Here is a 26,264-nt window from a genome sequence, read left to right on the forward strand (position 1 = left end):
AGTGCTATTTTGTGAAAAATGATTACAATAAAAGTCAAAATAACGAAATTAATAAGCAATATGATAACTTCACAAGACGAAAAGCTACTTTCAATTTTAAAAACCAATGCAAGAGCCAGTATTTCTGACTTGGCACGCATGCTTAATTTATCGCGCTCTACCGTGCAAAGCCGTATGTTAAAACTTGAAGAAACAGGAGTTATAAAAGGCTATAGCGTAGACTACGGTGAAGACTATTTGACCAGTATGGTCTCGGCTCATGTATCTATAAAGGTGATGCAAAAACTCACCACTAAAACCAATTTAGAACTTAAACAGATTGATGCTATTTCTCAGCTTTATGCCATAAGTGGGGAGTTCGATTTAATTGCTGTAGTGCAAGCGCAAAACTTAGAAAAGCTAAGCCATTTACTTGATGATATAGGTAATTTAGATGGGGTAGAGCGCACAACATCGTCAGTGATTTTAGAAACAAAATTTAAGCGTTAAAGTTAAGTGTTACTGAAGCGAATGGTTACCTATTGATTTAACTTAATATTTAATTTTATCGAAGTTAGATATTTTGGCAAAGCCTTACTATACTAATTGTAATTAACACAATTATTTAGCAATGGATTATGCCCCCAACGTTATTTTTAGCACTTTTAACTTTAACTGAACCCTTAAAATTTGGTACCAATGTATCGCTTACAACACCAGATAATGCGGTTAACCAAGTGCAATGTATTTTACACAATATGGATATGCCATTTGAGTTGCAATCGTTACCTTGGCTGAGGGCTCGTCGCGAGGTAAAACAAGATAGGTTAGATGGGTATTTTACAACGCATTTAACCTCTGAGATGAGCCAGTATGGTAAGTTGTCATCACCTATTTACCTAGAAAATTGGTACTGGTTTACTCATCCCGATAGCGTTAATAAAGACCCCAAAAAATTACGTTATGGCGTGGTCCATGGCAGTTATCAGGCTAATTGGTTTAAAACGCAAAATATTACCTCGCTGCTTGAAGTAAACTCGCTAGAAGAAATAGTAAACGTACTTCACCATCATAGAGTAGACAAAGTATTACTTGATTTAGATGATTTTAATAATGCTGCCGATCACTTAGGTATTGACGCATCTGCCTACCCGCGCTCATTTTATCGTTATGTGCCTTTAGGTGTTTTTGCTGCTAATAAGCTTATTAATTCGCACCCTTCTTTTTTAGAAAAATTCGACGAAACGATTCCTCAATGTGCCCCTGCACCGTTTTATTTATCACAGGGTGAACAAGTACAAATACTAAATACGTTGTTAGAGCCAATAAAGGCGTTAATTTCACAGCCCATAATTATCGATGCCGTGGCGCAAAGTAACCATATAAAGCTGACTAACAAAGCGCTTAAACTCGCTGACGAGCATTGGATAAAAGAAGTTAAAACACATCAACATGATTTAGCTAAAAATATGCTATTTACTGATGCTTCATTATATTTAAAACAATGGCAAAGGCAGTTCAAAGGCATAATTACCGAAACTATAGTGACTGATAAGCAAGGCAAAAATGTGGCTATAAGCAAAATCACCAGTGATTATTGGCAAGGGGATGAGAATAAATTTAGCCTCGTATACCAGCAGTCTTTAGCATATCGCTTTGACAGTGTTGAATATGATGCTTCAACACATCATTTTCAGGTGCAATTAAGTCTACCGATAAAAAATGCCAAGGGCGATCATATTGGCGTTATTATTTTGGGAGTTGATGTAGAAAAAGCGCTGCACTCATTTAATAACAACGCATTAAATTAATAGCGTGAGCAGCGTCTTATTAAAGCCCGCGTGTATAGCAAAATTTTGTGTAAATATTGTATAACTATTTATTTACAGAGCCTTTGGCGCTTGTCTGATAACGGTTTTTTGTGCTTCGTTTAATTTAATAACGTAAGCATTTCCTCCTACCAGCCCTTTAAATTCTTCATCGGTAAAAATAAGCGTATTATCGTCATAAAAGGTGATCGCTTCTTTTTGCGTAACAATACCTAAATCGATTCGAGACACGTCACCAGAAAAAAACTTGTCGCCTTTAAAGTTTTCGAACAGCCAAATGCTTGTAGAATCAAGTAATACAAGTTTAGTCCTGTCAGGGCTAAGAGCAGCGGATGTAATCCAACAGAGTTTTTCTAAAGTTGTGCATGTTTTAAATGAATCAATTAACTGAGCATCAAAATTGGCTGCATGATCGCCCACTTTATAAACATTGGTTATGCCATCGAAAGGTTCGGTTCTATTTTTGGTAAATAAATATAAATGGCGTTTGTATTCTACAAAGGCTTCTAAATCAAAGTTGCGTTTGTTAGGCGTAATGGGAGTGCCGTCCATTTCAGGATAGGTAAACTTAATAATTTCGGCTTCGGTGGTCTCTGTTTTTATATCTATTGGGTTTTCTATTTTATAGATAGTTAACCACTTTCTGTCGTTTTTATTATTGCCAAAATCACCTAAGAAAAAATGACCAAATTTATTTTGCGTCATGTCTTCCCAGTCTATATTTTTAGCATTCGTAACAAGGATTTCTTTTTCAATAGCGCCATCTTCGCCCAGGCGATAAAGTTTTGGGTCGTCACCGCCATCATTAATCGCCCACAAACGCTTTTTTTTATCAAACTCAATGCCTGAAATTTCTTTTAATTTAGGGTCTACTGATAATTGCTTTTTACTATAAAGGGTATGTATAGAAAGGCTTACAAAGGAGGCAAGTGCAATAAATACAATTACCGTAGTAAATAAAATGCTTTTTTTCAACATGAAATTTTTGGTATTTCAGAGACGTAAGATGCTGTGTATTATTACTTAAGCACACTGATAACGAAAGAATTTTATAGGTCAGTGTGAACCTTTATACGATTTTTTGCTCAATATATTAATAATGAAAAATGATTAAGTTGGTTTAATACTTGCTGTACATTAGTTTGTCATTAATAAGCGAAAATTTTTATCGTAATCGCACCTTATATGTGCAGCTAAAAACTTTTTTGCACTGTAATAATGCGTAAATAAAAATTTGTTTAAATTACCCGCGTTTAATGATGTTTAAATACACCCCACATCGCCCTTTAAAGTGTTGTATCGGCCCTGTGGCAAAGATTAAGTACCCATTTTGGTTTAGTTGGAGCCTACTATGTTGAATAAACGTTTTTTCAAAACAAAAAATGAAGCTGAAGTTACCTTTGAGTTTACCCACCCTGATGCAGAGCAAGTAAGTTTACTTGGCGAATTTACCGATTGGCAGCCGGTGCCTATGAAGCTTAATAAAAAAGAAGGGGTATTTAAATGTAAGCAACGCTTGCCAGTTGATCAGCAGTTTCATTTTCGTTATTTAATTAATGGTGATATTTGGGATAACGACCACCAAGCAGATGACTACCTACCTAATACATTTGGCACAGAAAATAGCATAGTGAACACTCAACGCATAAATTAAGGCGAGTAAATGGACGCACTTTCGCAGTTGTTTTATCTGCACGGTATCGGTTATGAGTTTACTAAATACACGGGCGAGCAGGTTATATTTAGCGAAGACACGCGCAAACGTGCCTTACAATGTTGTGGTGTAAATACCGAAGATGAACACCAAATAGCACAGCTTAATTATCAATTAGATGTTGCGCCTTGGTTAGAGTTAGCACCCGATACCAGCTTAGTGAATTTAACTGATAACCTTTTTTATATTCGCATAGATGAGCGTCAACGTGATTTACCTGTTGCGATAACGTTGCCAAAGTTAAACGTTACCTATGAGCGTGCTAATTTACATAATTTGGCCATCACTGGCGATTACTATGTACATGGCGTGCGTTATATTGAAGTAGCAGTGCCGTTAGGGGCTATTCCGGTAGGTTATCATCAGGCGCTGGTTAGTGTAGGGGAGCAAAGCAAAGAGATTCAATTGTGGGCCACCCCAGAAAAAGTTTTTCAAGTAGATGATACTAAGCGCACTGGGCTTTCGCTGCAGTTGTACACAGTTAAAAACAAAGCAGGCCTAGGTGTAGGGGATTTTAATGATTTACTAGAGCTATGTGATTTATGTGCTCAGCAGCACATGGACTACATATTACTCAATCCGTTACATTTACTGTTTGCACAGCAAAGTGAGCGAGCCAGTCCCTATAGCCCTAATAGCCGTGCGTTATTAAATCCTTTGTACATTTGTGTTGAACTATCAGCTGATGCTAAAAACAATCCACAATTAGATGCTTTGTTACACAGTGATGAGGTAAAAGCGCTTTTTAACAGCAATGAACAGTTTATAAATTATGAAAAAGTAAGCGCAGTTAAATATACATTATTTAAAGCGCTATTTAGTCATTTTGAAGCACATGCCAGCGCTTCACGACGCGATGAGTTTGCCCAGTTTTGCAAACAAAACGCCCAGACCCTAACTACGCTAAATTCAGCTAACCCTACCTTTGATTACTACCTACAATGGCAGGCTAAATTACAATTAAGCCATTGTCAGCAGCACTGTTTAAATAAAGGCATGGCAATAGGTTTAATTAATGACCTTGCTGTTGGTTGTGCAGGAGATGGCGTTGAGTATCAATCACAGCAATCACTTTTTAGTGATAATGCCAATATTGGCGCGCCGCCAGACCCTTGGGCGCAAGCAGGGCAAAATTGGGGGCTGCCTGCGCTTAACCCGCAACAATTAAAAAATGATCACTTTGCCTTTTATCGCTCACTTATTAGCGCAAACATGCAAGGCGTTGGCGGTTTGCGCATTGATCACGTTATGGCACTAAGGCGCTTATGGTGGTGCTTTGAAAATAACCATACACAAGATGGCTGTTATGTTTATTACCCTTTCGAGCACTTATTGGCTATTTTAAAAATAGAGTCTCACCTTAATCAGTGCATAGTAATAGGTGAAGACTTAGGCATAGTCCCGCCCGAGGTAAAACACGCACTTGCTGTAAGTGGTATTTATTCAAATAGCTTATTTTATTTTGAAAAACAACATGATGGCGAGTTTTTACCGTTACAAGAATTACCTAAGCATTGTTTAATTATGATAGCGAATCATGACGTACCGCCATTTTGCGGCTGGTGGCAAACAGATGATTTAGATATTAAACGTCAGTATCAGCTTATTGATGATCAGCAGTACCAACAGCAATTGCACGAAAGACAACAAGAAAAACAACGATTACTGCGTTTTATACAGTTACATAGCGCAGAGCAACTTAGCGAAACTAGCGATGCTATGTGCGTTTACGGTGAACTTGCCAAAGCACTTGCACACAGTGAGACCCGTTTATTTGCACTTCAGCTTGATGATTTAGATAAACAAACGTATCCGGTGAATATACCCGGTACTAATACCGAATACCCAAATTGGCGCCGTGTTTTAACTCATTCAAGCAACGCTATTTTTAAAAATAATGCCAGTACTTTGGCTGCAGTTAATTCAATAAGGAAAGGATATGAGTAGTACCGCACCAAAGGATTCATTACAGACCCATTACGACGCACAGGTAACTGCACTTCAAGGCGGCAGATTTAAAGACCCTTTTAGTTTTTTAGGGGCACATGCTTATAAAAATGGCTACGAAATACGCGTGTATTTACCCGCGGCTAAAAATGTAAATATTATTATTAATGATAAAAAAGTTATTGCTAAGCGTTATAACAGTAGCGATTTATTTATTGCAACAAGCAACGAAATGCCCTCCCAGCCTTATAAGTGCAACGTTGAATATGCAAACTCAGCATTATGTTTTTACGATGAATATAGCTTTGTAAGCAGCCTAGATACAGATGCAATGTATTTATTTAACGAAGGCAGTTTAGAGCATGCATATAAACATTTAGGCGCACACTTTATTAATCAACAAGGGGTTGATGGAGTGCGTTTTTGTGTGTGGGCGCCTAATGCAGCCAGTGTATCTGTTATTGGCGAATTTAACCTTTGGCAAGCTAATCGTCATTATATGCGCTTTCATCCTGCGTGTGGTGTATGGGAGCTTTTTATCGCAGGGCTTCAGCCCGATACCTGTTATAAATTTTCTATTGTGACACAGCAAGGCGATGTGCTTGAAAAAGCAGATCCGTTTGCCTTTAAAATGCAGCAAGCTCCGGGTACGGCCAGTGTGTTACAACAGCAAGCAACGCCTATTTCGCTCAGTGATAGCGAGCTTAAAAATCGTCAAAAGCGTAACCATATAGACGCGCCCATAAGTATTTACGAAGTGCACTTAGGGTCATGGCAAAGGGCTGAAGAAAACCGCTATTTAAGCTATAGCGAACTTGCCGACAAACTTGTTAATTACACGCTTGAAATGGGCTTTACGCATATTCAATTAATGCCAATAAGTGAATACCCGTTTGATGGCTCTTGGGGTTACCAGCCGGTGGGTTTATTTGCACCAACTAGTCGCTTTGGTGATTACAGCAGTTTTAAATACTTTGTTCAGCAGTGTCACAAAGCAAACTTAGGCGTGCTACTTGATTGGGTGCCTGGGCATTTTCCTAGTGATCCGCATGGTTTACACCACTTTGACGGCACGCATTTATTTGAACATGCCGATATTCGACAGGGCTTTCATCCTGATTGGAATACCTATATTTATAATTACGACCGCCCAGAGGTTAAAAGCTTTTTAATCTCTAATGCGATGTATTGGCTAGAGCAATTTAGCCTTGATGGACTGCGCGTAGATGCGGTGGCTTCAATGCTTTATTTAGATTACAGCCGCAAAGAAGGTGAATGGGTTGCCAATTGTTATGGTGGGCGAGAAAACCTAGGCGCTATTGAGTGCTTAAAGCAGGTAAATTTGCGTAGTTATAAAAATAATCAGGGCATTATGATGGTGGCTGAAGAGTCGACCGCGTGGCCGGGAGTCACTCAAAGTGTTGATCACAATGGCTTAGGTTTTGGCTACAAATGGAATATGGGGTGGATGAACGACAGCCTTCATTACATGCAACATGACCCGCTTTATAGGCAGCATCATCATCACGAAATGACGTTTTCTATGGTGTACGCATTTAGTGAAAATTATATTTTACCGCTAAGTCATGACGAAGTTGTACATGGTAAAGGCTCATTAATTGAAAAAATGCCTGGTGATGATTGGCAAAAATTTGCCAATCTACGTGCGTATTACGCATTTATGTGGGCGCACCCAGGCAAAAAGCTGCTGTTTATGGGCGGCGAAATAGCACAGCGAAAAGAGTGGGATCACAATCATTCTATTGATTGGCATTTGCTAGAGCATAAAAGCCACCGCGGTATACAAAACACTGTACAAGCGCTTAATACTGTTTATAAAAAGTCGCCTGCACTGTATGAACTGGACTCAAGCCCTGCGGGTTTTGAATGGATAGATAACAACAATAATGAGCAAAGTATATTTAGTTTTGTACGTTATGCTAAAAATGCCCACGACTTTATTGTAGTAGTAGCAAACTTTACGCCTGTTTCTTATCAAGAGTATGAAATTGGGGTACCCGCAGCGGGTAAATATAAGGTTATTTTAAACACCGATGATGACGCTTTTTTTGGCTCAGGTATTAAAGTAACAGCAAACAAAAACGCCACGGTTAGTAGCGTTAAGGCAAGCGCTCATGGCTTTTCGCATAGCATTAAAATTGCAATGGGCGGGTTAACGAGTATTTATTTACAAAAGGTTGAAGATGAGTAATCGATTTGAGGTTTCACATGGGCAACCACATCCACTTGGCGCAACTATTAGCAGTGGCGGCGTTAACTTTAGCTTGTACGCACCTAAAGCAACACAAGCTTATGTGTGCTTATTTGATAAAAGTGGGCACTCTGAAATATTAAAAGTAACCATGCATATCAACGAAGGCGGTATATGGACAGCCCATGTAGCGCCATTAGCCGAAGGCGCATTATATGGGTATCGCGTAGAAGGGGAGTACAGTCCTGAAAAAGGCCTGCTGTTTAACGAGCACAAGTTGCTGATTGACCCTTATGCAAAAGACTTATTTGGCGAATTCACATGGAGTGAGCGCCACTATGGGCAAATGCCTATTGGCACGAAAAGCACCGTTAATAATGCCATTGATATACCTAAATCACGGGTTGTTAATAGCCAGCCTTATAAACACAAAAAGCCAAACCATAGCTGGTCTAATACCGTTGTTTATGAGTGCCATGTAAAAGGCGCCACGTGCCGACACCCTAATATCCCTAAAAATTTACAAGGTAAGTTTTTAGGCTTAAGCCACCCTAGCTTTATTGAGCATTTGCATAATTTAGGGGTCACCGCACTAGAGCTGCTCCCTGTACATGCTTTTATAAGTGAGCAGTTTTTAACGGCAAAAGGGCTGCAAAATTATTGGGGCTACAACACACTCAACTTTTTTACTCCGCATAAAGATTATTTAGTTGATGATGACATTAACGAATTTAAGCGCATGGTTAGCGAGCTTCATAAAGCGGATATAGAGGTTATTTTAGATGTGGTTTATAACCACACCGCAGAAGCGGGCGCCGATGGGCCGATTTTATCTCTCAGAGGGCTAGATAACCTAGCTTATTACCGAACGGTGGCTGATAAGCCTCAGGTGTATATAAACGATACCGGCTGCGGTAACACCATTAATATTGATCATCCTAAAACCTTAAAGCTGGTACTTGATAGCTTACGTTATTGGGTGCAAGTAATGGGAGTAGACGGATTTAGGTTTGATTTAGCCACCATTTTAGGCCGAAATGCCCATGGTTTTAATAGCGCCCATGCGTTTTTTCAAGCCATTGAACAAGACCCTGTATTGAGTCGTGTAAAGCTTATTAGTGAGCCCTGGGATATAGGGCCAGGTGGCTATCAGCTAGGGGCTTTTGCTGCACCTTGGCGAGAGTGGAATGACCAATACAGAGATGTCATACGCCGATTTTGGCAAAGCGAAGAAGGCGTTATTGCAAATGTAGCAAAACGTATTCATGGCTCATTTGATATTTTTGAGCACAGCCAGCGCGGGCCGCTAAACAGTATTAATTTTATTACCAGCCATGATGGTTTTACGCTTGCCGATTTGGTGAGTTATGAGCATAAACATAATGAAGCGAATGGCGAGCAAAATCGCGATGGCCACAGCGCTAATCATTCCACCAATTGTGGTGTTGAAGGGTTTACTAATGATGCCAAAATTATTGCCCTAAGGCGGCAGCAACAAAAGAACTTTTTACTTACGCTAATACTCTCAAAAGGGGTGCCTATGATTGCCTCAGGCAGTGAAATGGGTCACTCGCAAGGGGGCAATAATAATGCGTATTGTCAAAATAACCGCACCAGCTGGTTGGCATGGAAAGACTCACAGCTAAATCATTCACTAACCCGATTTATTGACGATGCACTAAAAATAAGGCGTGGTCACAGTGCGTTTAAACACAGTGTGTTTTCAGAAGATATTGACGAGCGCTTTACGGTTAAATGGTTTACCGAGCAAGGCGTAAAAATGACCAACGAGCATTGGCACGAGCCACAGCGCCAGTTTTTAATGTATAGCTTGTTAGATAAGCAAAATAAATACGCCTTATTAATCATTTTAAATGCGAGTAAAAAAACAGTTTTTTGTAAGTTACCCCCATCGCCTATCGCGGCGCAATGGGAGATGGTTTTATCAAGTGTACATAACGCATCGGTGAGTAGTAAAGAGGATGCAATAGTCGAAATTTCAGCACAAAGCAGCTGGGTTTTTAGTGCAAATTTAGAGGACGATGGTCATGTCTAAGCAAGACGAAAATGTGTGTGTGGTAAAAGGGTGGCAAGAAGGCCCTGTAATTGATGAAAGCACTTTAAAAGATGATTTAACTCGGCACTTTTATTACAGTTTAGGGCGTGACAAAGTGGGTGAGTCGCAACTGTATTTATATCATGCGCTTGCGCTGACAATCAGAGATCGGCTGGTTGCACGTTGCAGAGAAACCAAACAACAAATCAAGCAAGAAAAACGCCGTAAAACCGCTTACCTATCGCTAGAATTTTTAATGGGTAGAGCACTTGGTAATGCAATTTTAAATCTCGACTTAGACGAACAAGTCTCCAGTGCACTGCAAGAGTATTGCACCACAATTGAAACCGTAGCCCAGGCAGAGCACGATGCAGGGCTAGGTAATGGTGGCCTTGGGCGTTTAGCTGCCTGCTTTTTAGATAGTTGTGCAAGCCTTGCGCTTCCCGTGGTTGGTTACGGTATTCGCTACGAATACGGTATGTTTAACCAATCATTAAAAAATGGCCACCAGGTTGAGCAACCCGATAACTGGCTTCGTGAGGGGCACCCGTGGGAGCTTGCCGCGCCTGAGCAATCACAACGAGTGAAGTTTTTTGGGCACGTACAAAGTTATACCGACAAACATGGGCGCGAACACCGTCAATGGGTTGGTTGTCACGACGTATTAGCTGTGCCATATGATGTGCCTATTCCTGGTTATAAAAACGACATTGTTAATACGCTAAGGCTATGGAAATCAGAAGCGACCGACGAATTTAATTTAACCGAGTTTAATGCGGGGAGTTATTCAGAAGCGGTAGCGCAAAAAAACCTAGCAGAACAAATCACAATGGTGCTTTACCCAAATGACAGCAGTGAAAATGGTAAAGAGCTTAGATTACGTCAACAGTACTTTTTATCATCAGCGAGTATTCAAGATATTGTATCGCAATGGGTTGAACAATACGGCGAAGACTTTAGTGACTTTGCTGCACATCATGTGTTTCAATTAAATGATACGCATCCAAGTATTGCCGTGGCAGAGTTAATGCGCATTTTAGTTGATGACTACGAGCTTGATTGGGATAACGCTTGGGAAATTACAACCAGCACAATGGCTTACACTAACCACACGCTATTGCCAGAGGCATTAGAAAAATGGTCAGTGCCGCTTTTTGCAAAACTATTGCCGCGAATTTTAGAAATTATTTATGAAATAAACGCTCGCTTTTTAGCGCAAGTGGCTCAGCATTGGCCAGGCGATGCAAGTAAGCAGCGTGCGCTTTCGTTAATTGAAGAAGGCGACGTGCCGCAAATACGCATGGCTTATTTAGCAATTGTGGGCAGCTATTCGGTAAATGGTGTGGCCGCGCTACATACCCAACTTTTAAAAGAAGGGCTATTTAAAACCTTTTATGAGCTTTGGCCTAACAAGTTTAATAATAAAACCAACGGGGTTACCCCAAGGCGTTGGTTAGCACACTGCAACCCGGCCTTGAGTCATTTAATTACAGAAAAAATTGGCTCAAAATGGGTTAGCGATTTTGCAGATATAAGCCAATTACGCCGCTACTTCGACGACACCGCATTTCATCAGCAATGGCAAAATGTTAAACGCGAAAACAAACAACGTCTCGTCGATTTGGTGAAAGAGCGCTGTGGTGTTGATTTTGATGTAGAGATGATGTTTGACGTACAAGTTAAACGTATTCACGAATACAAACGCCAGTTATTAAATGTACTTCATGTTATTCATTTATATGACCGTATACGCCGGGGCGATACTACAAACTTAGTACCTCGTTGTGTGCTTTTAGGGGGTAAAGCTGCCCCTGGTTATTACATGGCTAAAAAAATAATTAAGTTAATTAATAACGTAGCTGAGGTTATTAATAAAGACCCACTTGCAGCGCCTTATTTACGAGTTGCGTTTTTGCCAAATTATAATGTAACCGCAATGGAAACTATTTGCCCTGCAACCGATTTATCAGAGCAAGTATCGACCGCAGGTAAAGAAGCATCAGGCACTGGTAACATGAAGTTTATGATGAATGGTGCGCTTACTATTGGTACGTTAGATGGGGCGAATATTGAAATTAGAGACGCTGTTGGCGCTGATAACTTCTTTTTGTTTGGTGCGCAGGCTCATCAAATTGATGATATTAAATCGCGATATAACCCTTCACATTTAATAGAGCAAAACAGCGACCTAAGCCATGTAATGCAGTTACTCGAAAGCGGGCAATTTAACCTGTTTGAGCCTAATTTATTTGACGACATTATAAATGCTATTAAAAGCCCTCACGATCCGTGGTTGGTTGCACATGACTTTGAAAGCTATGTGGCAGCGCAAAAGCAGGTAGAGGCTGCGTATAAAGACCAAACGCATTGGACGCAAATGAGTATTTTAAATACGGCCGCAAGCGGCATATTTTCAAGCGATAGAACCATAAGCCAATACAGTGAAGATATTTGGCACCTAACCCCCCCTAACTATTAGTGAAACAGACTTACACGCAACTACGAGCCATGCCACTAAGAGCACAGACTAAACGGAGAGAGTATTATGCCTAGTTATGCAAATCGTTACATAAGTAGCTTAACCCGAGATACGTACGCGTTAATACTGGCTGGTGGACGCGGCTCACGCTTACACGAATTGACAGATTGGCGCGCAAAGCCCGCTGTTTATTTTGGCGGTAAGCACCGTATTATCGATTTTCCATTATCAAATTGTATCAATTCGGGTGTGAGGCGTGTAGGCATAGCCACACAGTATAAATCGCACTCTTTGATTCGCCATGTTAATCGCGCCTGGGGCCATTTTAAAAAGGAGCTGGGGGAGTCGGTTGAAATTTTACCCGCATCTCAGCGTAATGGTGATGAGTGGTATTGTGGAACTGCCGATGCGGTTTTTCAAAACATGGATATTATTCGCCACGAACTGCCAAAATATGTGATGATTTTGTCAGGCGATCACGTTTATCGAATGGATTACGGCGCTCTATTAGCCGAGCATGTGCAAAAAGGCGCCGACATGACTGTATGTTGCCTTGAAGTACCTGTTGAAGAGGCTGCAGATACCTTTGGGGTAATGACCGTTGATGAAAAAAATCGGGTATGTCGCTTCGATGAAAAGCCTTCGATCCCCAGCTCTGTCCCTGGTAAGCCAGGTACCTGCTTAGCCTCTATGGGCAACTATGTGTTTAATACTGAGTTTTTATTTGAGCAGCTAAAAAAAGATGCTGAAAATGAAGGTTCTGGCCGCGACTTTGGGCACGATATTATTCCGGCAATTATAGAAGAGCACAGTGTGTATGCGTTTCCGTTTAGAGATCCCATGCAAGAAGGGCAACCTTATTGGCGTGATGTAGGAACGTTAGACTCGTTTTGGGAAGCCAATATGGAATTGGTAATGCCCGAGCCACAGCTAGATTTATACGATCCAACCTGGCCTATTTGGACTTACCAAGAGCAGTTGCCACCGGCTAAGTTTATTTTCGATGATGAAGATAGACGAGGTATGGCGGTAGACTCTACGGTATCGGGAGGGTGTATTGTATCGGGCTCAGTGGTTAGAAAATCACTGCTGTTTTCAAACGTGCACGTGCGTTCATTTTGCGAAATAGAGCAATCGGTTATTTTACCCGGGGCTCTCATTAATCGTCATTGTAAAATTAAGCGAGCCATAATTGATCGAAGCTGTGAAATACCCGCAGGGCTTGAAATTGGCTACGATAGAAAAGCCGATGAAGAAAATGGCTTTAGGGTGTCTAAAAAAGGCATCGTATTAGTCACCCGTGATATGCTCACGGAACTTGCTAAAAAGCTTGAACGTCAAGCACACGAAAATAAAAAGTTCGCTTAAAATCGGATGCGAATAACAAAGGTTAAGGAAGTAGTAAATAAATGCATGTATTAATGGTTGCCGCAGAAAACGATGCTTTACCAAACGCTAAAGTGGGCGGGGTAGCAGATGTAGTCAGAGATGCCCCAAAAGCACTAGCAGCACAAGGCGTGAGCGTAGATGTTGTTATTCCTGATTATGGGTTTGAGCAACTGCAACGTGAATATATAGGTGATGTCACTGTTATATTTAGAGCGCAGCCACAGGTATTATCTTTATTTAAAATAAGTGATGACAACACACACATTAATCAATTTGTTATTTCGCACCCATTGTTTAGCCAATCGGGTTCGGTGTATTGCAATGACGAACCCGGGCGACCTTTTGCTACTGATGCAACAAAATATGCATTATTTAGTGCAGCTCTATGTGAAGCGCTGCTACAGGGTTTAATAACGCGCCCTCAAGCACTGCATCTACATGATTGGCATAGCGCGTGTGTCGCCGTATTATTAAAATTTGATAAACGCTACGATACCCTCGCTAATTTACATATTGCCTATACAGTTCATAATTTAGCACTGCAAGGGATCAGGCCTTTTAAACACGACGACTCGAGTTTAGAGGCTTGGTTTCCTTCGTTAGGTTATAACGGGCAACATTTGTGTGACCCTCGTTACCCACACTGTTTTAATCCTATGCGCAGTGCTATAAATTTGGCAGATAAAGTTCATTTAGTCTCACCTACTTACAGTACCGAGGTACTAAAGCCGAGTAATTATCAGCAAGGTTTTTTTGGTGGAGAAGGCTTAGAGCTTGATTTACAAAATAAATCGGCTCAAGGCAAGGTGGTGGGAATATTAAATGGCTGTGAATACCCTGAGAAAAACCCTGAGCAGGTTACTTTATCGCTCTTGTATGAGCGTATTGAACATACTTTATTTAACTGGATGGCAAAACATGAGCAGCTTGAAACGAGCTACTATGTGGCGCATCAGCGCATGCTGCAGTTTAAAAACACGCCAATAGATGGGCCCCTCGTAACAAGTGTTGGCAGGCTGACCGAGCAAAAGGTGTTATTACTTTGCCAACAATACGGTAATGCATTAGCGCTTGATAACGTGTGTGAAATAATTAACCGTTTTAAAGGTCGTCTTATTATTTTAGGCTCTGGTGACAAAGCCCTTGAAAGCATTTTTACCAAGGCCATGGCACGCAATGCAAACTTATTGTTTTTAAAAGGTTATGGGCAAGGTATTGGCGATAGCCTATATGAGCTTGGGGATTTATTTTTAATGCCAAGCTCGTTTGAGCCATGCGGAATTAGTCAAATGCTTGCTATGCGCGCAGGGCAACCTTGTTTAGTACACAGTGTTGGCGGTTTAAAAGACACCGTAAGCCATAACAACAATGGCTTTTCATTTTCTGGCGGCTCGTTGAATGAACAAGTTGATGGGTTAATGACATGCTTGACTGAAACCCTTACGCTAAAACAGCAAAATCCTAAGCAATGGAGTAACATTACAGCTAATGCTAAAGGAGCACGTTTTTCGTGGGAAACGGTCGCTGCTGATTATATTTCAAGCATGTATTGCTAAATCATTAAAATTAAACGCAGTAGAAGTGACATTTATACCTATTTACGCTATTAATTACTTAGTTTGAGTATATAAATAAGAAGTAGGTAATGTGTCTGTATTTGTTGCAAGGCAAGCAATATTCAATCGTAAGCAAAATGTAGTTGCTTACGAGCTTTTATTTCGTAATAGTGCTGAAAACTTTTTTCCCGATATAGAAGAAGGTCAAGCAACTGCTCGCCTAATAATGGAAAACCAGCTTAATTTAGGCACACGCCACATCACCTCAGGTAAAACGGCACTGATAAATATAGGCCCAGACTCTTTAAAGCACAATTTATGTGACTTTTTACCCTGCAAAGATGTGGTCATTGAGCTGCTAGAAACCATTGAACCCACCGACGATAACTATCAGCTTTGCAGAGAGCTTTTTCATAAAAACTATAAACTCGCATTAGATGACTTTGTTTATAACGAGCAATGGGAGCGATTTTTAAAGTTTATTAAGCTAGTAAAGTTTGATATTGCGCAAACGCCTTTATCAGATATTGCTGAGATTGTAGAAAAACTAAAACAGCATAAAAAAATAAAAATATTAGCAGAAAAAATTGAAACCCAAGCCGATTATCACCAAGCACATAAAATGGGGTTTGATTACTTTCAAGGCTACTTTTTTGCCAAGCCCACAATGCACGAACAGCAAGACATTGATTATAACTATGCGTTAGTTGTGGCTATTTACGCGCAAGTAATGAAACCAAGCCCAGATATAAAGCAAATTAGTGCGTTATTTGAAGCCGATGCGGCCTTGGCTTATAAGCTTATGCGGCTAATTAACAGCGGTGTTTTTCCTATTCAGAGTAAAATATCATCTATTAAGCAGGCGTTAGTGTATTTAGGGCATGAGCGTTTAAAAAAGTTTGTTAGTTTAATTGTTACCGCACACACCGCGGGTAAAAAGCCTGCAGAACTAATGCAAGTGTGTGTAGTTAGAGCACGCTTTTGTGAGCTAATAGCAAAGCAGGTGTCTAAATCGTTGGCGGGTGAGGCGTTTTTAACCGGCTTGTTTTCGTTACTAGATGCGATACTCGATCAACCTATGAGTTTATTAGTCGAAAAGTTACCTTTTCCTGATGATATTAAAGCGGCATTATTAAACGAAAAAAACACCCTATATTATATTTTAAATGTAGTACAAGCGTACGAAACAGGAAGCTGGTGGACATTAGAAAAAGCCGTTATATTACTTAATGTTAAAAGTGATGTGCTGCCAGGGTTATATAATCAAGCCGTAGATTGGGCAGATAATTATAAAAATAATAGTTAGAGGACAGTAACCGCTCATTATGCGAAATTATAATATGGACTTTATTCGCGGCATTGCCGTGCTTTGCTTAGTGTATATGAATGGCTATGCGTTTGGCTTAATGGATTATAGCTATATTCCTTTATCTACCCCGCCTTTTAGCGACACCCTTATCCATGCTGTGAGTACTTTTTTTGTTGATGGCCGATTTAGAACGCTGTTTAGCTTACTGTTTGGTGCAGGGCTTTATATTCAATGGCAAAAAGTTAAATCAACAGCGCCTTTAAAAGCGCGATTGCATTGGCTTATCATTTTTGGTTTGGTACATGGTTTTTTACTTTGGGCTGGCGACATTTTATTTTTGTACGGTGTATCTGGCTGGTTTGCCCTAAAATATTTACAAAGTAATGACCAACTGCTTGTAAAAAGGGCAGGGGAGTTTCTTTTAATTGGTTGTGTAGCCACGGGGTTGGTGCTTTTTAGTGCGCCTGATGAGGTCGTTTATCGTGATTCAGCACAGTATATCGATTTATATAGCCCGCATTACGTCGATTACTTTTTGAGTAACCTAGGTATGAATGTATTAATGCTGGTAGCTGTTCCTATCATGATCATGTGGCTGTGCGTAGGGCTAATGCTGATTGGCATATATTTATATAAAAATGAGGTTTTTAGTAAAGGTTTAACTAAGCCGCACCTTATTGTTTGCATAGCTGGCGCCTTTATTTTTTCAGGCATGAGGCTTTATGCGTCAAAGTTTACAGGAGGAGCAGGGTTCGCCATACAAGAGTTTATAAATACCTTTGCCGCATTGTTCATGGCTGTATTTTATATTCATCTCATCGTTAAATTTTGTAATAACCGTGCTCATGTGGGCCAGCTTATTCAGCAGACGGGGCGCTTAGCTTTTACCTTATATATATGCCAAACACTTATGCAGCTGTTGCTTTATAAAGTGTTGTATCCGCAGTGGGTATTAAGTTTTAACCGAATAGACTATTGGATAGTCGCGACTGGGCTAGTTAGCGTGCAGCTATTGTTTACAGCTTTATATTGTCGCTATTATGAGCAAGGGCCACTGGAATATGTTTGGCGCAGGTTAACTCAAGCAAAAATTGCAAAAATTAATGCGTAAAGGTTTAAATTAGGGGCGAAAAATAATGGCGTGTGGTTTACACTAGTCGCCTTTAAAATTAGGACCATTCAGTGCCATGACCGAATTAAAACGTTTAAATAAATTTATTAGTGAAACAGGTTTTTGTTCACGCCGTGAAGCCGATAAATATATTGAGCAAGGTCGTGTAACAGTTAATGGTAATACGCCTGAAATGGGCGTAAAAGTGGCTGATACCGATACTGTTTTAGTAGATGGAAAACCGCTGCGCGAAAAACCAAAACGCGTGTACATAGCGTATAATAAGCCAGTGGGTATTACCTGTACCACCGAGAGTAAAATTCAAAGTAATATTGTCAAAGCCGTTAATTATCCCACCCGTATATTTCCTATCGGCCGTTTAGATAGACCTTCAGAAGGATTGATTTTTTTAACTAACGAAGGCGATATCGTTAATAAAATTTTGCGAGCGGGTAATAACCACGAAAAAGAATACGTGGTGACAGTTGATAAACCACTCAATCGCCAATTTGTGAGCAAAATGGCCAACGGTATTCCTATTTTAGATACCGTTACAAAAAAATGTAAAGTGACGCAAACAGCTCCGCAAGAATTCAAAATTGTGCTTACGCAGGGTTTAAACCGCCAAATTCGCCGTATGTGTGAATACCTAGGTTATGAAGTTGTAACCCTTAAACGTACCCGCATTATGAATGTAACGTTAAAGGGCTTAAAAGTAGGCCAGTGGCGACATTTAACCGACGTAGAAATGGCGCAAATTAATGACTCCATTGCCGATTCGGGTAAAACGCAAGAGCATTCGGTTGATACCAATAAGCAAAATGCCAATAACAAAGGCGAGCCTAAAAAGCGTGATTTTCAGGGGGAAAACCCACGTGCCTTTAATAATGAGCGAGGCACTCGCACTCAAAGAAGTAACACCCCTTTTCAAAAGCGCTCCACCACCTATGTAGGTAAAGGCGGAGCTAGTAAAAATACGCAAGGCGATAGCAAAAGCGCAAACAACAAAAAGCCAGCAAACGGTAAAGCGCGTTCATCTGGCACATTAAGTTTAAAAAAATAGCGTGCGCACTTACCATTGTATTTGATGCACGACGTTACCTAGTGGGCTTTTAACGCCCACGATGTTTATTTTCTCATTTTTTAGCCGCTTTAATGCTGGTTTATCTAAATACCACCTAAAAGAGCGCTTTCTGTAAGTTTGTAAATCAAGCACAACCAGTTTTGCGCAGCTGTATTCGTAATCACTCGGACACGCCTCTACAGCCAGTAGCTGGTACTCTTGCTGCCAGCTATTGTCGCTATAATAATACGTCCATAACTTTACTGAAATACAAAAACTAGCCCACAGCCATAAATAAACCAAAACCGGTATAAACAAAATACCCAGCCAGCCCCTAAGCTTCCCATCATCCTCTAAGTAGTCTTTAAAATTTGATTTAAATGTTATGCATGCGTTGTACTTTTTGTATCCGTACATCCCCCCTGCAATACTAATTATTACTGACAAAACAGGAAGCAGCTTATGTGTTAAAAAATCATAAGCGGTATTGGCAATAAAGGGGGGATCGAGATTTTCATCCCAAGCAATAAAAAATAGGGGTGGGAATAGTAAACTAGCGGTAATTATTATTCTAAAAAGTTGTTTTGCTGTCATTTGAGGGGTTATTTATAAAACACAACGCCAATATAAAGTAAAAAAAGCCCTAAATAAATGGCTAATGCAGATACGCTGTTTTTAGAGCGCAGTCGTTTAATTAAATCGTAAGTACCGTCAAACATGCCTGTTATTACCAGTGCAATACCGCCCGTGAAACGGTAGTTGTTTAAATCTACATTGCCATTTTCGTCGGTTATAAAGCTAAAATAGCCAAAGAGAATACAAATACAACCTAGTTTATTAAGTCCATCTTTAACCTCGGTTTAAATAATAAAAAACGCAGCTACTGTGAGGTAAGCTGCGTTTTAAATGTCCTTTAAGGCTTTTAAATTACTTTCTAGGCTCGTAGTCTATTCTAAATACAACAGTATAAAGCACAGGCACTACAATAAGCGTGAGTATGGTTGCAAAACCTAAACCAAACATAATAGTTACCGCCATTGACTGGAAGAACACGTCAAACAACAGCGGGATCATACCTAAAATGGTGGTAATAGCCGCCATGGCTACAGGGCGTACACGGCTAACGCCAGATTCAAACACAGCTTGATAAGGCGATTTACCATCGCGAAGCTCAAGATTTATTTGATCGACCAACACTATGCCGTTTTTAATCAGCATCCCGCTTAAACTTAGTAATCCAAGTAGTGCCATAAAGCTAAATGGCGCATTCATTATTAACATGCCCGCACTCACACCAATAATGGCAAGTGGCACTGTAGCCCAAATAACTAAAGGCTGTTTAAGTGAATTGAACAGCAGTACGGTTACCGCAAACATCGCTAAATAACCCAGCGGTAATGAACCAAATATAGCGGCTTGTGCATCCGATGACGACTCATACTCGCCGCCCCATTCTAATTTATAGCCACGCGGTAGCTCTATTGCTTCTACGGGTCCGCGCACGCGTGCAAATAACTTAGCGGCAGTTTCATCGCCTAATACGTTGTGATCGGCCATTACCGTTATTGTGCGCTTTCGGTCGCGGCGCATAATTAGGCTGTCTTCCCATTCAACCACAAATTCGTCAACCACCTGTGTTACTGGCACAAATACACCCAGTACAGGGCTGTATATTTGTAAATCGTGAACGCTTTCTACATTTAGGCGCTCATTTGCCGGTGAGCGAGCAATAATTGGCAGAAGTTGCGTACCATCACGATATACACCCACTTGCTTGCCCGAAAGGCTAGTAAGCAGAACATCATCAAGGTCTGACTTACTAATACCTAAGCGGCGCGCTTTTTGTTCGTTAAATTGTGGGCGAATCATTTTAGTGCGTGCGCGCCAATCATCACGAATATTATAAGCGCCGTCGTCTAGTGCGATAACTTCTTCTGCCTGGGCGGCTAATCGTCTCAGTATTACCGGATCGGGGCCTGTAAAGCGTGCTTCAATTTTAGCATCGGTTGAGGGGCCAATTTCCATAGGCTTAATTTTAAGCTCAGCTGAAAGCGGTGTATTTTGCGAGTATTCACGCACTTTTTGCATTACTACAGCCACCGCCTCGCGGTTTTTTACTCTAATAATGAGCTGCCCGTATGACGAATACGACTTTTGCGGTGCATAAGTAAGCATAAAGCGTGGAGCACCTTGGCCTGTAGTACTAGTTATTTCTTCAACTAGCTCTTCTTTTTGAAGGTAGTTTTCAAGCTTTTTAATTCCCTCTAGCGTTGCTCTTATGTCGGAGCCTTGTTGCTGCCAGTAATCTACATAAAACATAGGCGTGTTAGAGGCGGGGAAAAACGATTGTTTAACCGCACCAAAACCAACCACAGCCGAGCAAAGTAGCACGACCATAAGTACAAGTGTGGTTTTACGGTAATGCATAGACACATCTAAAAGTGCTTTATAGCCGGTAAAAATAAAGCCTTGGTATGGGTCGTCATCTTCCTCTTCGCCCTCAGCATTTTTAGCTTTTTTAAATTCATCTTGTTTAAACATTAAATTTGCAAAAAATGGCGTAAGCGTAATGGCGGTGATCCAGCTTAGTAAAAGCGATATAAACAATACCCAAAATAAGCTACCCGCAAATTCACCGGTCGCATCAGAGCTTAAGCCAATAGGGGCAAACGCAGTAATACCAATAACTGTAGCGCCTAGTAGCGGCCATTTAGTTTGCTCTACAATATTAACTGCAGCTTTTAACTTAGTTTGGCCACGCTTTAAATTTATTAATATGCCTTCGGTTACTACTATGGCGTTATCTACCAGCATACCAAGGGCAATAATAAGCGCACCCAGAGAAATACGTTGTAGGTCTATGGCGAACAACTTCATAAATATAAAGGTGCCTAAAACGGTGAGTAATAAAATACCGCCAATTAAAATACCACTTTTTAACCCCATAAATATAAGCAGTACCACGATTACAATGGCAATCGCCTCTACTAGGCTGACAATAAAGCCATCTACCGATTTTTCTACTTCTTTAGGTTGGTTATATACCGATTCAACATGTATGCCATGTGGGCGCTGGTATTCAAGCTCTGCTAAGTGCTCGTCAATACGTTTACCTACATCTACTACGTTCACGCTATTCATAAACGAAACGCCAATTAAAAGCGCTTGTTCTGAGTTGTAGCGAATAACATTGCTGGGTACTTCTGCGTATTCTCTAAATACTTTGGCTACATCACCTAAGTAAATAAGCTCGCTAGCACCGGGTTTTGATATAAGTAGGGTTTCGAGCTCTTTAACATCTTTAAATTCGCCGGTTGGGTGAAAGCGTATAGACTCATCACCCACTCTAATTTTACCTGCGTTAGAGACTGTATTTTGCGATTGCAGTAAACCAAAAATATGGCTTGGGGCAATACCGAGCTGCGCTAATTTACGGGTAGACACTTCAACCATTACTTGAGGCTGTTGCTCACCAGCAATGGTCACTTTACTCACACCTTTAACGAGTACGAGTTCACGCTTTAAGTAATCGGTGTAATCTTTAAGTTCATCATAAGAGTAGCCATCGCCGGTAACCGCATACATAACGCCGTATACATCACCAAAGTCATCTAAAATGGTGCTTGGGTAAACGCCACTCGGGAGTGAAGGCGCTAAATCGTTAATTTTGCGGCGCATTTCATCCCAAATTTGGCGCAGCTGCTCTTTTCGGTAGGTGCTTTTCATTTCTACCGATATTTGCGACTTACCATTTGATGAAATAGAGGTCACATAATCTACGTAGGGGAGTTGCTGAATCGCATTTTCGATAGGGAAGGTGACTTCTTCCTCTACTTGTTGTGGCGATGCACCCGGATACATAGTAATAACCATGGCGGTTTTAAGCGTAAACTCTGGGTCTTCTAGTTGGCCTAAATCAAAGTACGACACACTCCCGCCAATTAACAGCAGTAGTGCAAACATCCAGCTAATTACTTTTTTCTCTATGGAGAGTTGCGCAAAGCTCATAATTATAAGCCTCGCTCTTTATTCCATGGACGTACTTTCATGCCTTCATCTAATGAGTGTACGCCAGCAGAAACGACAATTTGGCCTTCTTTAATACCGCTTAGGACTTCAATACCGTCGCGGTGTACTTGGCCTACTTTAACGGCTTGTTTATTAACAACACCGGTTTCTGGGTTATATATCCACACATAGGCGTTATCTGACACGCTTTCTTTAGCTTCAGAAAAAACCGACTCAACCGGCAAAATAGTGTAAGCCACTTGCGAGCTGGTTACTTTTGATAAATCGATAAATACACGCCCTGTCATCCCTGCAAGTAGGTTAAAGTCTTTAGGCACTGGTAGCGAAAAAACAACTTTGTAGGTAAGCGTAGTAGGATCGGCCTGCGTATCCCACTCTTTTAAATCAAGGGTGTACTCTTTGTTATCATAACCGTCAAACACAACGGTAGGGTGGTAGTCGCTGCCTTTTTTAATGCGCGCTATTATTTTTTCAGGAACTTGGATTTCTACATCCATTAAATCGCGGGTTTCTAGGCGTAAAATGTTTTGCTTGGCTTGAATGTTTTCAAAGTTTTTAACAAATACTTTGGCTACAGTCCCTGCAAATGGGGCGCGCAGTTCGCTGTATTCTAGGTTGGTTTCGGCAATTTTAAAGGCAGACTCTGCCACTTGCATATTGGCTAATGCTTCATCGTACTCTGATTGACTCGCGATTCTTTTTTCAAGTAATTGTTCAATGCGGCTAAGTTGTGATTTAGCAAGCTCATAACGGGCTTTTCTATCATCGTATTGTAATTGAAAGTCTTCTGGGTCAAGCTTTGCTAAAAGTTGTCCTTTTTCAACTTCTTCACCTGCTAATACCGGAAACTCTACCAGTTCACCATTGACTCTAAATGCTAAGTACGAGCCTTGGTTAGCAACCACTTCAGCAGGAAAACTGCGCACATTTGTTTGCGAATCATGTCCTATATTGAATAACTTTACAGGCCTAATGGGCTCTTCTTTTACTTGCTTTTCTGGCTCTGAACAGGCCATTAAGGTAAGTAAAGTCGTAGTAAGTATACATAGACGAAAGAGTTTCATGTCTTCTCCGTGGCAATGATGGGCAAAATAATTAAGTGCAGGATACGCCGCAACCATATAAAATAAAATTCATTAAATTTTAGAAACATAATAAGTTTTATTTATGATCATGTTGAGCGCAGTATGAAGCTGAATCAATTACAAATTTTAGATGCCATTGTACAAAGTGCAAGTTTAAGTGGCGCGGCGCTTAAATTACATAAAACTCAGCCTGCGCTTACCTTAGCAATTAAAAACTTAGAGGCAAAAATTGGCTTTGAACTACTCGATAGAAGTAAGTACCGATTACAGTTAACTGAAAAAGGGCGTGTTTTTCATCGCGAAGCACAACAATTATTGCATGCAAATGATGAGCTAGCTCAGCTTGCTAAAGAGCTTGCACTGGGTAACGAGCCACAATATCGAATTTGCTATGAGCAAATTTGTCAAAAAGACAGTTATAACGAGATCATAAGTAATACTTTTAGACTATTTAAGCGTACAGAGTTTAATTTAACCAGTGGCAAACGCTTTGTCTCTTTAGAGCAAGTAAATAGTGGGCAAGTGGAGTTAGGCATAGGCCCCTGGTTTGACTTATTTCATGCAACAGGGCACTTAGAGAGCCTACCTATTGGTAAATTAAACATTGGAATTATTGCATCTACTAAAGCGTTTCCTAAGTACATGACCTTTAACGAGCTACAAAATTACCCGTGTTTGGCCATGTTTGAAAGTGACTTAAGCATAGACAGCGACAAGCTTTCTTACTCAAAAGGCTCTGCCTTAATGAAGATTGACGATGTAACCAATTTAAAGTCGTTTTTGCTTGCTGGTGCCGGCTGGGCAATGATGAACATAGACTATTGCGCCCCTGAAATAGAAGCCGGGCTGTTGCAGCAAATACAGATAAACGACAGAGAAGATGAGTTTGGTATAGAAGTACGTGCATTTAGGCGTGATGCAATACACCATGGCCCTGTTGCGCGCTCTATTTGGGAGCAATTTAAAGTACTCAGTGAGGCGTACGTTAATGACCGCTGATATTGATAAAGAAACCCTAATCTACACCATTATTGCAAATATACCTGCAGGTTTTGTAGCAAGTTACGGGCAAGTAGCAACGCTTGCCGGTTATCCGCAAAATTCACGCTTAGTAGGGCGCCTTTTAAAGCAAATGCCAGATGATTCTGTTATACCGTGGCACAGAGTAGTAAATAGCCAAGGTAAAATATCATTTCCTGCAGGCAGTGATAAATACCAAGAGCAGCGCCAAAAGCTATTATTAGAAGGGGTTAGCTTTAAAAACGACAAAGTAAATATGCGCGAGTGTAGATGGCTGTAGTGAACGTATTATCGTAAAAAAGCTTTTAAAGGCTGCTTTATTACAAGTGTGCGGCTTACTTTTTTGTTTTAGCTATCGTAAATCTACAACAAATAGGGTTATTCAGCCTTTAACACAACCTTCTTATCTAGCTTTGTGAATGAAAAACTTACAATGATAAGCGATATATTTTCTATTTCTTACACAACAAAAATATATTCGGCAAAGTAAAAAACACCTCTACACCTACCTATTAGCTAAAATGGCATTAAATCAATTAAGCGTCGAGATTTGGCATAACACTTGAACTACTTATTAGTTGTAAATAGATATTGAGCATACCAAATGCTCGCTCAAGGGCGCGTTTAAAAATGGTATCTCATTTACAAAAGGTAAAAGCGTAAAAACGTAAGTAATCCTCAAGCCATCTTAAAAGTGACTGATAAATTATTTGAAAAATACGGTTTTTCACATCGCTAGTGATGAATAATCCAGCTGATGAAGTGTAAGTGTTTAGTTTTAAGCATTGGGGTTATTAAAACCAAATATTAAGGACTAACAAACTATGACTGACCCAACTTTATTGATTTTGATGTATTTTGTGATCCCTGTTTGGCTTGCTGCTGGTATTGCTGATTGGTTTTGTCATCGACGTAGTAATATTTCTACAACCAGCGGTGCTAAAGAGTCATTTATTCATTTATTAATGTTTGCCGAAGTGGGCATTCCGTTAATCCTCGTTTTAATTTTTGAAGTTAATAGTTTGATTATTGCCATTTGTATTGTGTTGTTTTTTCTGCATGAGCTTACAGCAATGTGGGATGTAACTTATGCGGTAAGTAAGCGAAGGGTAGGGCCGGTAGAGCAGCATATACACAGTTTTTTAGAAATGATACCCCTATTAGCTTTGGTATTAATTATTGCGCGCCACTGGGAGCAATTTACCGCTTTATTTACTCCAGGGGGCTTTCCTCCTGACTTTACGCTGCAATTAAAAGCCTCTCCTTTACCAATAACTTACTTGGCAACGGTGCTATTTATAGCACTTGCGCTAGAATTTACGCCTTATTTAGAAGAGTTCATTCGCGGTATACGTGCTAAAAAAGATAACACTTAATCGGCTTAAGTTATTTATGCAGTTAATTTATGCGTGTCTAAATAGGCACGCTCGTGCTTACACTGAGCTAAATAGTGCTGTATGAACACAGGTTTTAGTACCAAGCTAAG

18 protein-coding genes and 1 pseudogene are annotated in these 26,264 nt (G+C 40.4%); 15 read left to right on the top strand and 4 right to left on the bottom strand.

Features of this window, described 5'->3' with window-relative positions; genetic code table 11:
• Positions 1–60 precede the first annotated feature (60 nt).
• Positions 61–489, top strand: coding sequence for an Lrp/AsnC family transcriptional regulator (locus OIZ54_RS04880; protein ID WP_031289416.1), 429 nt, complete (start codon positions 61–63; stop codon positions 487–489).
• A 128-nt stretch (positions 490–617) separates the two neighbouring features.
• The gene (locus OIZ54_RS04885; protein WP_264389878.1) at positions 618–1,790 is read left to right on the top strand and encodes a cellulose-binding family II protein; all 1,173 of its coding nucleotides are present in this window, start codon (positions 618–620) and stop codon (positions 1,788–1,790) included.
• A gap of 72 nt (positions 1,791–1,862) precedes the next feature.
• On the opposite strand, the gene OIZ54_RS04890 is transcribed toward OIZ54_RS04885, so the two are convergent.
• Positions 1,863–2,786: a hypothetical protein gene (locus tag OIZ54_RS04890; RefSeq protein WP_264389879.1), complete on the bottom strand. Its 924-nt coding sequence runs from the start codon at positions 2,784–2,786 to the stop codon at positions 1,863–1,865.
• Positions 2,787–3,159: 373 nt separating this feature from the next.
• Between OIZ54_RS04890 and OIZ54_RS04895 the strand changes: the two genes are divergently transcribed.
• The 10 genes and pseudogenes from OIZ54_RS04895 to rluF all read left to right on the top strand — a co-directional run bounded on the left by OIZ54_RS04895 (position 3,160) and on the right by rluF (position 18,644).
• A complete protein-coding gene (locus tag OIZ54_RS04895) occupies positions 3,160–3,462 on the top strand; it encodes an isoamylase early set domain-containing protein (RefSeq protein ID WP_004586437.1) in 303 nt (100 codons plus the stop codon).
• Between the two features lie 9 nt (positions 3,463–3,471).
• Complete coding sequence (malQ, locus tag OIZ54_RS04900) at positions 3,472–5,469, top strand: 4-alpha-glucanotransferase (protein WP_264389880.1); 1,998 nt, start codon at positions 3,472–3,474, stop codon at positions 5,467–5,469.
• The gene (glgB, locus tag OIZ54_RS04905) at positions 5,462–7,681 is read left to right on the top strand and encodes a 1,4-alpha-glucan branching protein GlgB (RefSeq protein WP_264389881.1); all 2,220 of its coding nucleotides are present in this window, start codon (positions 5,462–5,464) and stop codon (positions 7,679–7,681) included. Before malQ ends, glgB begins: the two co-directional genes overlap by 8 nt.
• Complete coding sequence (gene glgX, locus OIZ54_RS04910; RefSeq protein ID WP_248450241.1) at positions 7,674–9,737, top strand: glycogen debranching protein GlgX; 2,064 nt, start codon at positions 7,674–7,676, stop codon at positions 9,735–9,737. Before glgB ends, glgX begins: the two co-directional genes overlap by 8 nt.
• Positions 9,730–12,268: pseudogene (locus OIZ54_RS04915) on the top strand (glycogen/starch/alpha-glucan phosphorylase). Before glgX ends, OIZ54_RS04915 begins: the two are co-directional and overlap by 8 nt.
• A 14-nt stretch (positions 12,269–12,282) precedes the next feature.
• Complete coding sequence (glgC, locus tag OIZ54_RS04920) at positions 12,283–13,584, top strand: glucose-1-phosphate adenylyltransferase (protein WP_004586432.1); 1,302 nt, start codon at positions 12,283–12,285, stop codon at positions 13,582–13,584.
• A gap of 41 nt (positions 13,585–13,625) precedes the next feature.
• Positions 13,626–15,161: a glycogen synthase gene (locus tag OIZ54_RS04925; RefSeq protein ID WP_264389883.1), complete on the top strand. Its 1,536-nt coding sequence runs from the start codon at positions 13,626–13,628 to the stop codon at positions 15,159–15,161.
• 91 nt (positions 15,162–15,252) lie between these two features.
• Entirely contained in the window at positions 15,253–16,467 is a 1,215-nt protein-coding gene (locus OIZ54_RS04930) for an EAL and HDOD domain-containing protein (protein WP_029774480.1), read from the top strand.
• A 34-nt stretch (positions 16,468–16,501) separates the two neighbouring features.
• Positions 16,502–17,581, top strand: a complete 1,080-nt coding sequence (locus OIZ54_RS04935) for a DUF418 domain-containing protein (RefSeq protein WP_264389982.1) — start codon at positions 16,502–16,504, stop codon at positions 17,579–17,581.
• A gap of 76 nt (positions 17,582–17,657) precedes the next feature.
• Positions 17,658–18,644 carry a 23S rRNA pseudouridine(2604) synthase RluF gene (gene rluF / locus OIZ54_RS04940; protein WP_029774482.1) on the top strand — a complete coding sequence of 329 codons (987 nt, stop codon included), beginning with the start codon at positions 17,658–17,660 and terminating at the stop codon, positions 18,642–18,644.
• 9 nt (positions 18,645–18,653) lie between these two features.
• On the opposite strand, the gene OIZ54_RS04945 is transcribed toward rluF, so the two are convergent.
• The 3 genes from OIZ54_RS04945 to OIZ54_RS04955 form a co-directional block, all read right to left on the bottom strand.
• Positions 18,654–19,238 carry a hypothetical protein gene (locus OIZ54_RS04945; RefSeq protein WP_029774483.1) on the bottom strand — a complete coding sequence of 195 codons (585 nt, stop codon included), beginning with the start codon at positions 19,236–19,238 and terminating at the stop codon, positions 18,654–18,656.
• Positions 19,239–19,571: 333 nt separating this feature from the next.
• Entirely contained in the window at positions 19,572–22,652 is a 3,081-nt protein-coding gene (locus tag OIZ54_RS04950) for an efflux RND transporter permease subunit (RefSeq protein WP_264389884.1), read from the bottom strand.
• Between the two features lie 2 nt (positions 22,653–22,654).
• Positions 22,655–23,737: an efflux RND transporter periplasmic adaptor subunit gene (locus OIZ54_RS04955; RefSeq protein ID WP_024031767.1), complete on the bottom strand. Its 1,083-nt coding sequence runs from the start codon at positions 23,735–23,737 to the stop codon at positions 22,655–22,657.
• 123 nt (positions 23,738–23,860) lie between these two features.
• Here OIZ54_RS04955 and OIZ54_RS04960 point away from each other — a divergent pair, with 123 nt between their 5' ends.
• From OIZ54_RS04960 to OIZ54_RS04970, 3 genes are all read left to right on the top strand, one after another.
• A complete protein-coding gene (locus OIZ54_RS04960; RefSeq protein ID WP_054981916.1) occupies positions 23,861–24,757 on the top strand; it encodes a LysR family transcriptional regulator in 897 nt (298 codons plus the stop codon).
• The gene (locus tag OIZ54_RS04965; protein WP_264389885.1) at positions 24,747–25,058 is read left to right on the top strand and encodes an MGMT family protein; all 312 of its coding nucleotides are present in this window, start codon (positions 24,747–24,749) and stop codon (positions 25,056–25,058) included. Before OIZ54_RS04960 ends, OIZ54_RS04965 begins: the two co-directional genes overlap by 11 nt.
• 544 nt (positions 25,059–25,602) lie before the next feature.
• A complete protein-coding gene (locus tag OIZ54_RS04970; protein ID WP_264389886.1) occupies positions 25,603–26,154 on the top strand; it encodes a diguanylate cyclase in 552 nt (183 codons plus the stop codon).
• Positions 26,155–26,264 lie beyond the last annotated feature (110 nt).

This window comes from Pseudoalteromonas sp. A3, assembly GCF_025942345.1.
In the GTDB taxonomy this organism is placed as follows: Bacteria; Pseudomonadota; Gammaproteobacteria; order Enterobacterales; family Alteromonadaceae; genus Pseudoalteromonas; species Pseudoalteromonas atlantica.

What these genes read in the sequence shown, in the direction of transcription:
- OIZ54_RS04880 (WP_031289416.1), top strand. Translation starts at nt 61, where the DNA reads ATGATAACTTCACAAGACGAAAAGCTACTTTCAATTTTAAAAACCAAT.
- OIZ54_RS04885 (WP_264389878.1), top strand. Translation starts at nt 618, where the DNA reads ATGCCCCCAACGTTATTTTTAGCACTTTTAACTTTAACTGAACCCTTA.
- OIZ54_RS04890 (WP_264389879.1), bottom strand. Translation starts at nt 2,786, where the DNA reads ATGTTGAAAAAAAGCATTTTATTTACTACGGTAATTGTATTTATTGCA.
- OIZ54_RS04895 (WP_004586437.1), top strand. Translation starts at nt 3,160, where the DNA reads ATGTTGAATAAACGTTTTTTCAAAACAAAAAATGAAGCTGAAGTTACC.
- malQ (WP_264389880.1), top strand. Translation starts at nt 3,472, where the DNA reads ATGGACGCACTTTCGCAGTTGTTTTATCTGCACGGTATCGGTTATGAG.
- glgB (WP_264389881.1), top strand. Translation starts at nt 5,462, where the DNA reads ATGAGTAGTACCGCACCAAAGGATTCATTACAGACCCATTACGACGCA.
- glgX (WP_248450241.1), top strand. Translation starts at nt 7,674, where the DNA reads ATGAGTAATCGATTTGAGGTTTCACATGGGCAACCACATCCACTTGGC.
- glgC (WP_004586432.1), top strand. Translation starts at nt 12,283, where the DNA reads ATGCCTAGTTATGCAAATCGTTACATAAGTAGCTTAACCCGAGATACG.
- OIZ54_RS04925 (WP_264389883.1), top strand. Translation starts at nt 13,626, where the DNA reads ATGCATGTATTAATGGTTGCCGCAGAAAACGATGCTTTACCAAACGCT.
- OIZ54_RS04935 (WP_264389982.1), top strand. Translation starts at nt 16,502, where the DNA reads ATGGACTTTATTCGCGGCATTGCCGTGCTTTGCTTAGTGTATATGAAT.
- rluF (WP_029774482.1), top strand. Translation starts at nt 17,658, where the DNA reads ATGACCGAATTAAAACGTTTAAATAAATTTATTAGTGAAACAGGTTTT.
- OIZ54_RS04945 (WP_029774483.1), bottom strand. Translation starts at nt 19,238, where the DNA reads ATGACAGCAAAACAACTTTTTAGAATAATAATTACCGCTAGTTTACTA.
- OIZ54_RS04950 (WP_264389884.1), bottom strand. Translation starts at nt 22,652, where the DNA reads ATGAGCTTTGCGCAACTCTCCATAGAGAAAAAAGTAATTAGCTGGATG.
- OIZ54_RS04955 (WP_024031767.1), bottom strand. Translation starts at nt 23,737, where the DNA reads ATGAAACTCTTTCGTCTATGTATACTTACTACGACTTTACTTACCTTA.
- OIZ54_RS04960 (WP_054981916.1), top strand. Translation starts at nt 23,861, where the DNA reads ATGAAGCTGAATCAATTACAAATTTTAGATGCCATTGTACAAAGTGCA.
- OIZ54_RS04965 (WP_264389885.1), top strand. Translation starts at nt 24,747, where the DNA reads ATGACCGCTGATATTGATAAAGAAACCCTAATCTACACCATTATTGCA.
- OIZ54_RS04970 (WP_264389886.1), top strand. Translation starts at nt 25,603, where the DNA reads ATGACTGACCCAACTTTATTGATTTTGATGTATTTTGTGATCCCTGTT.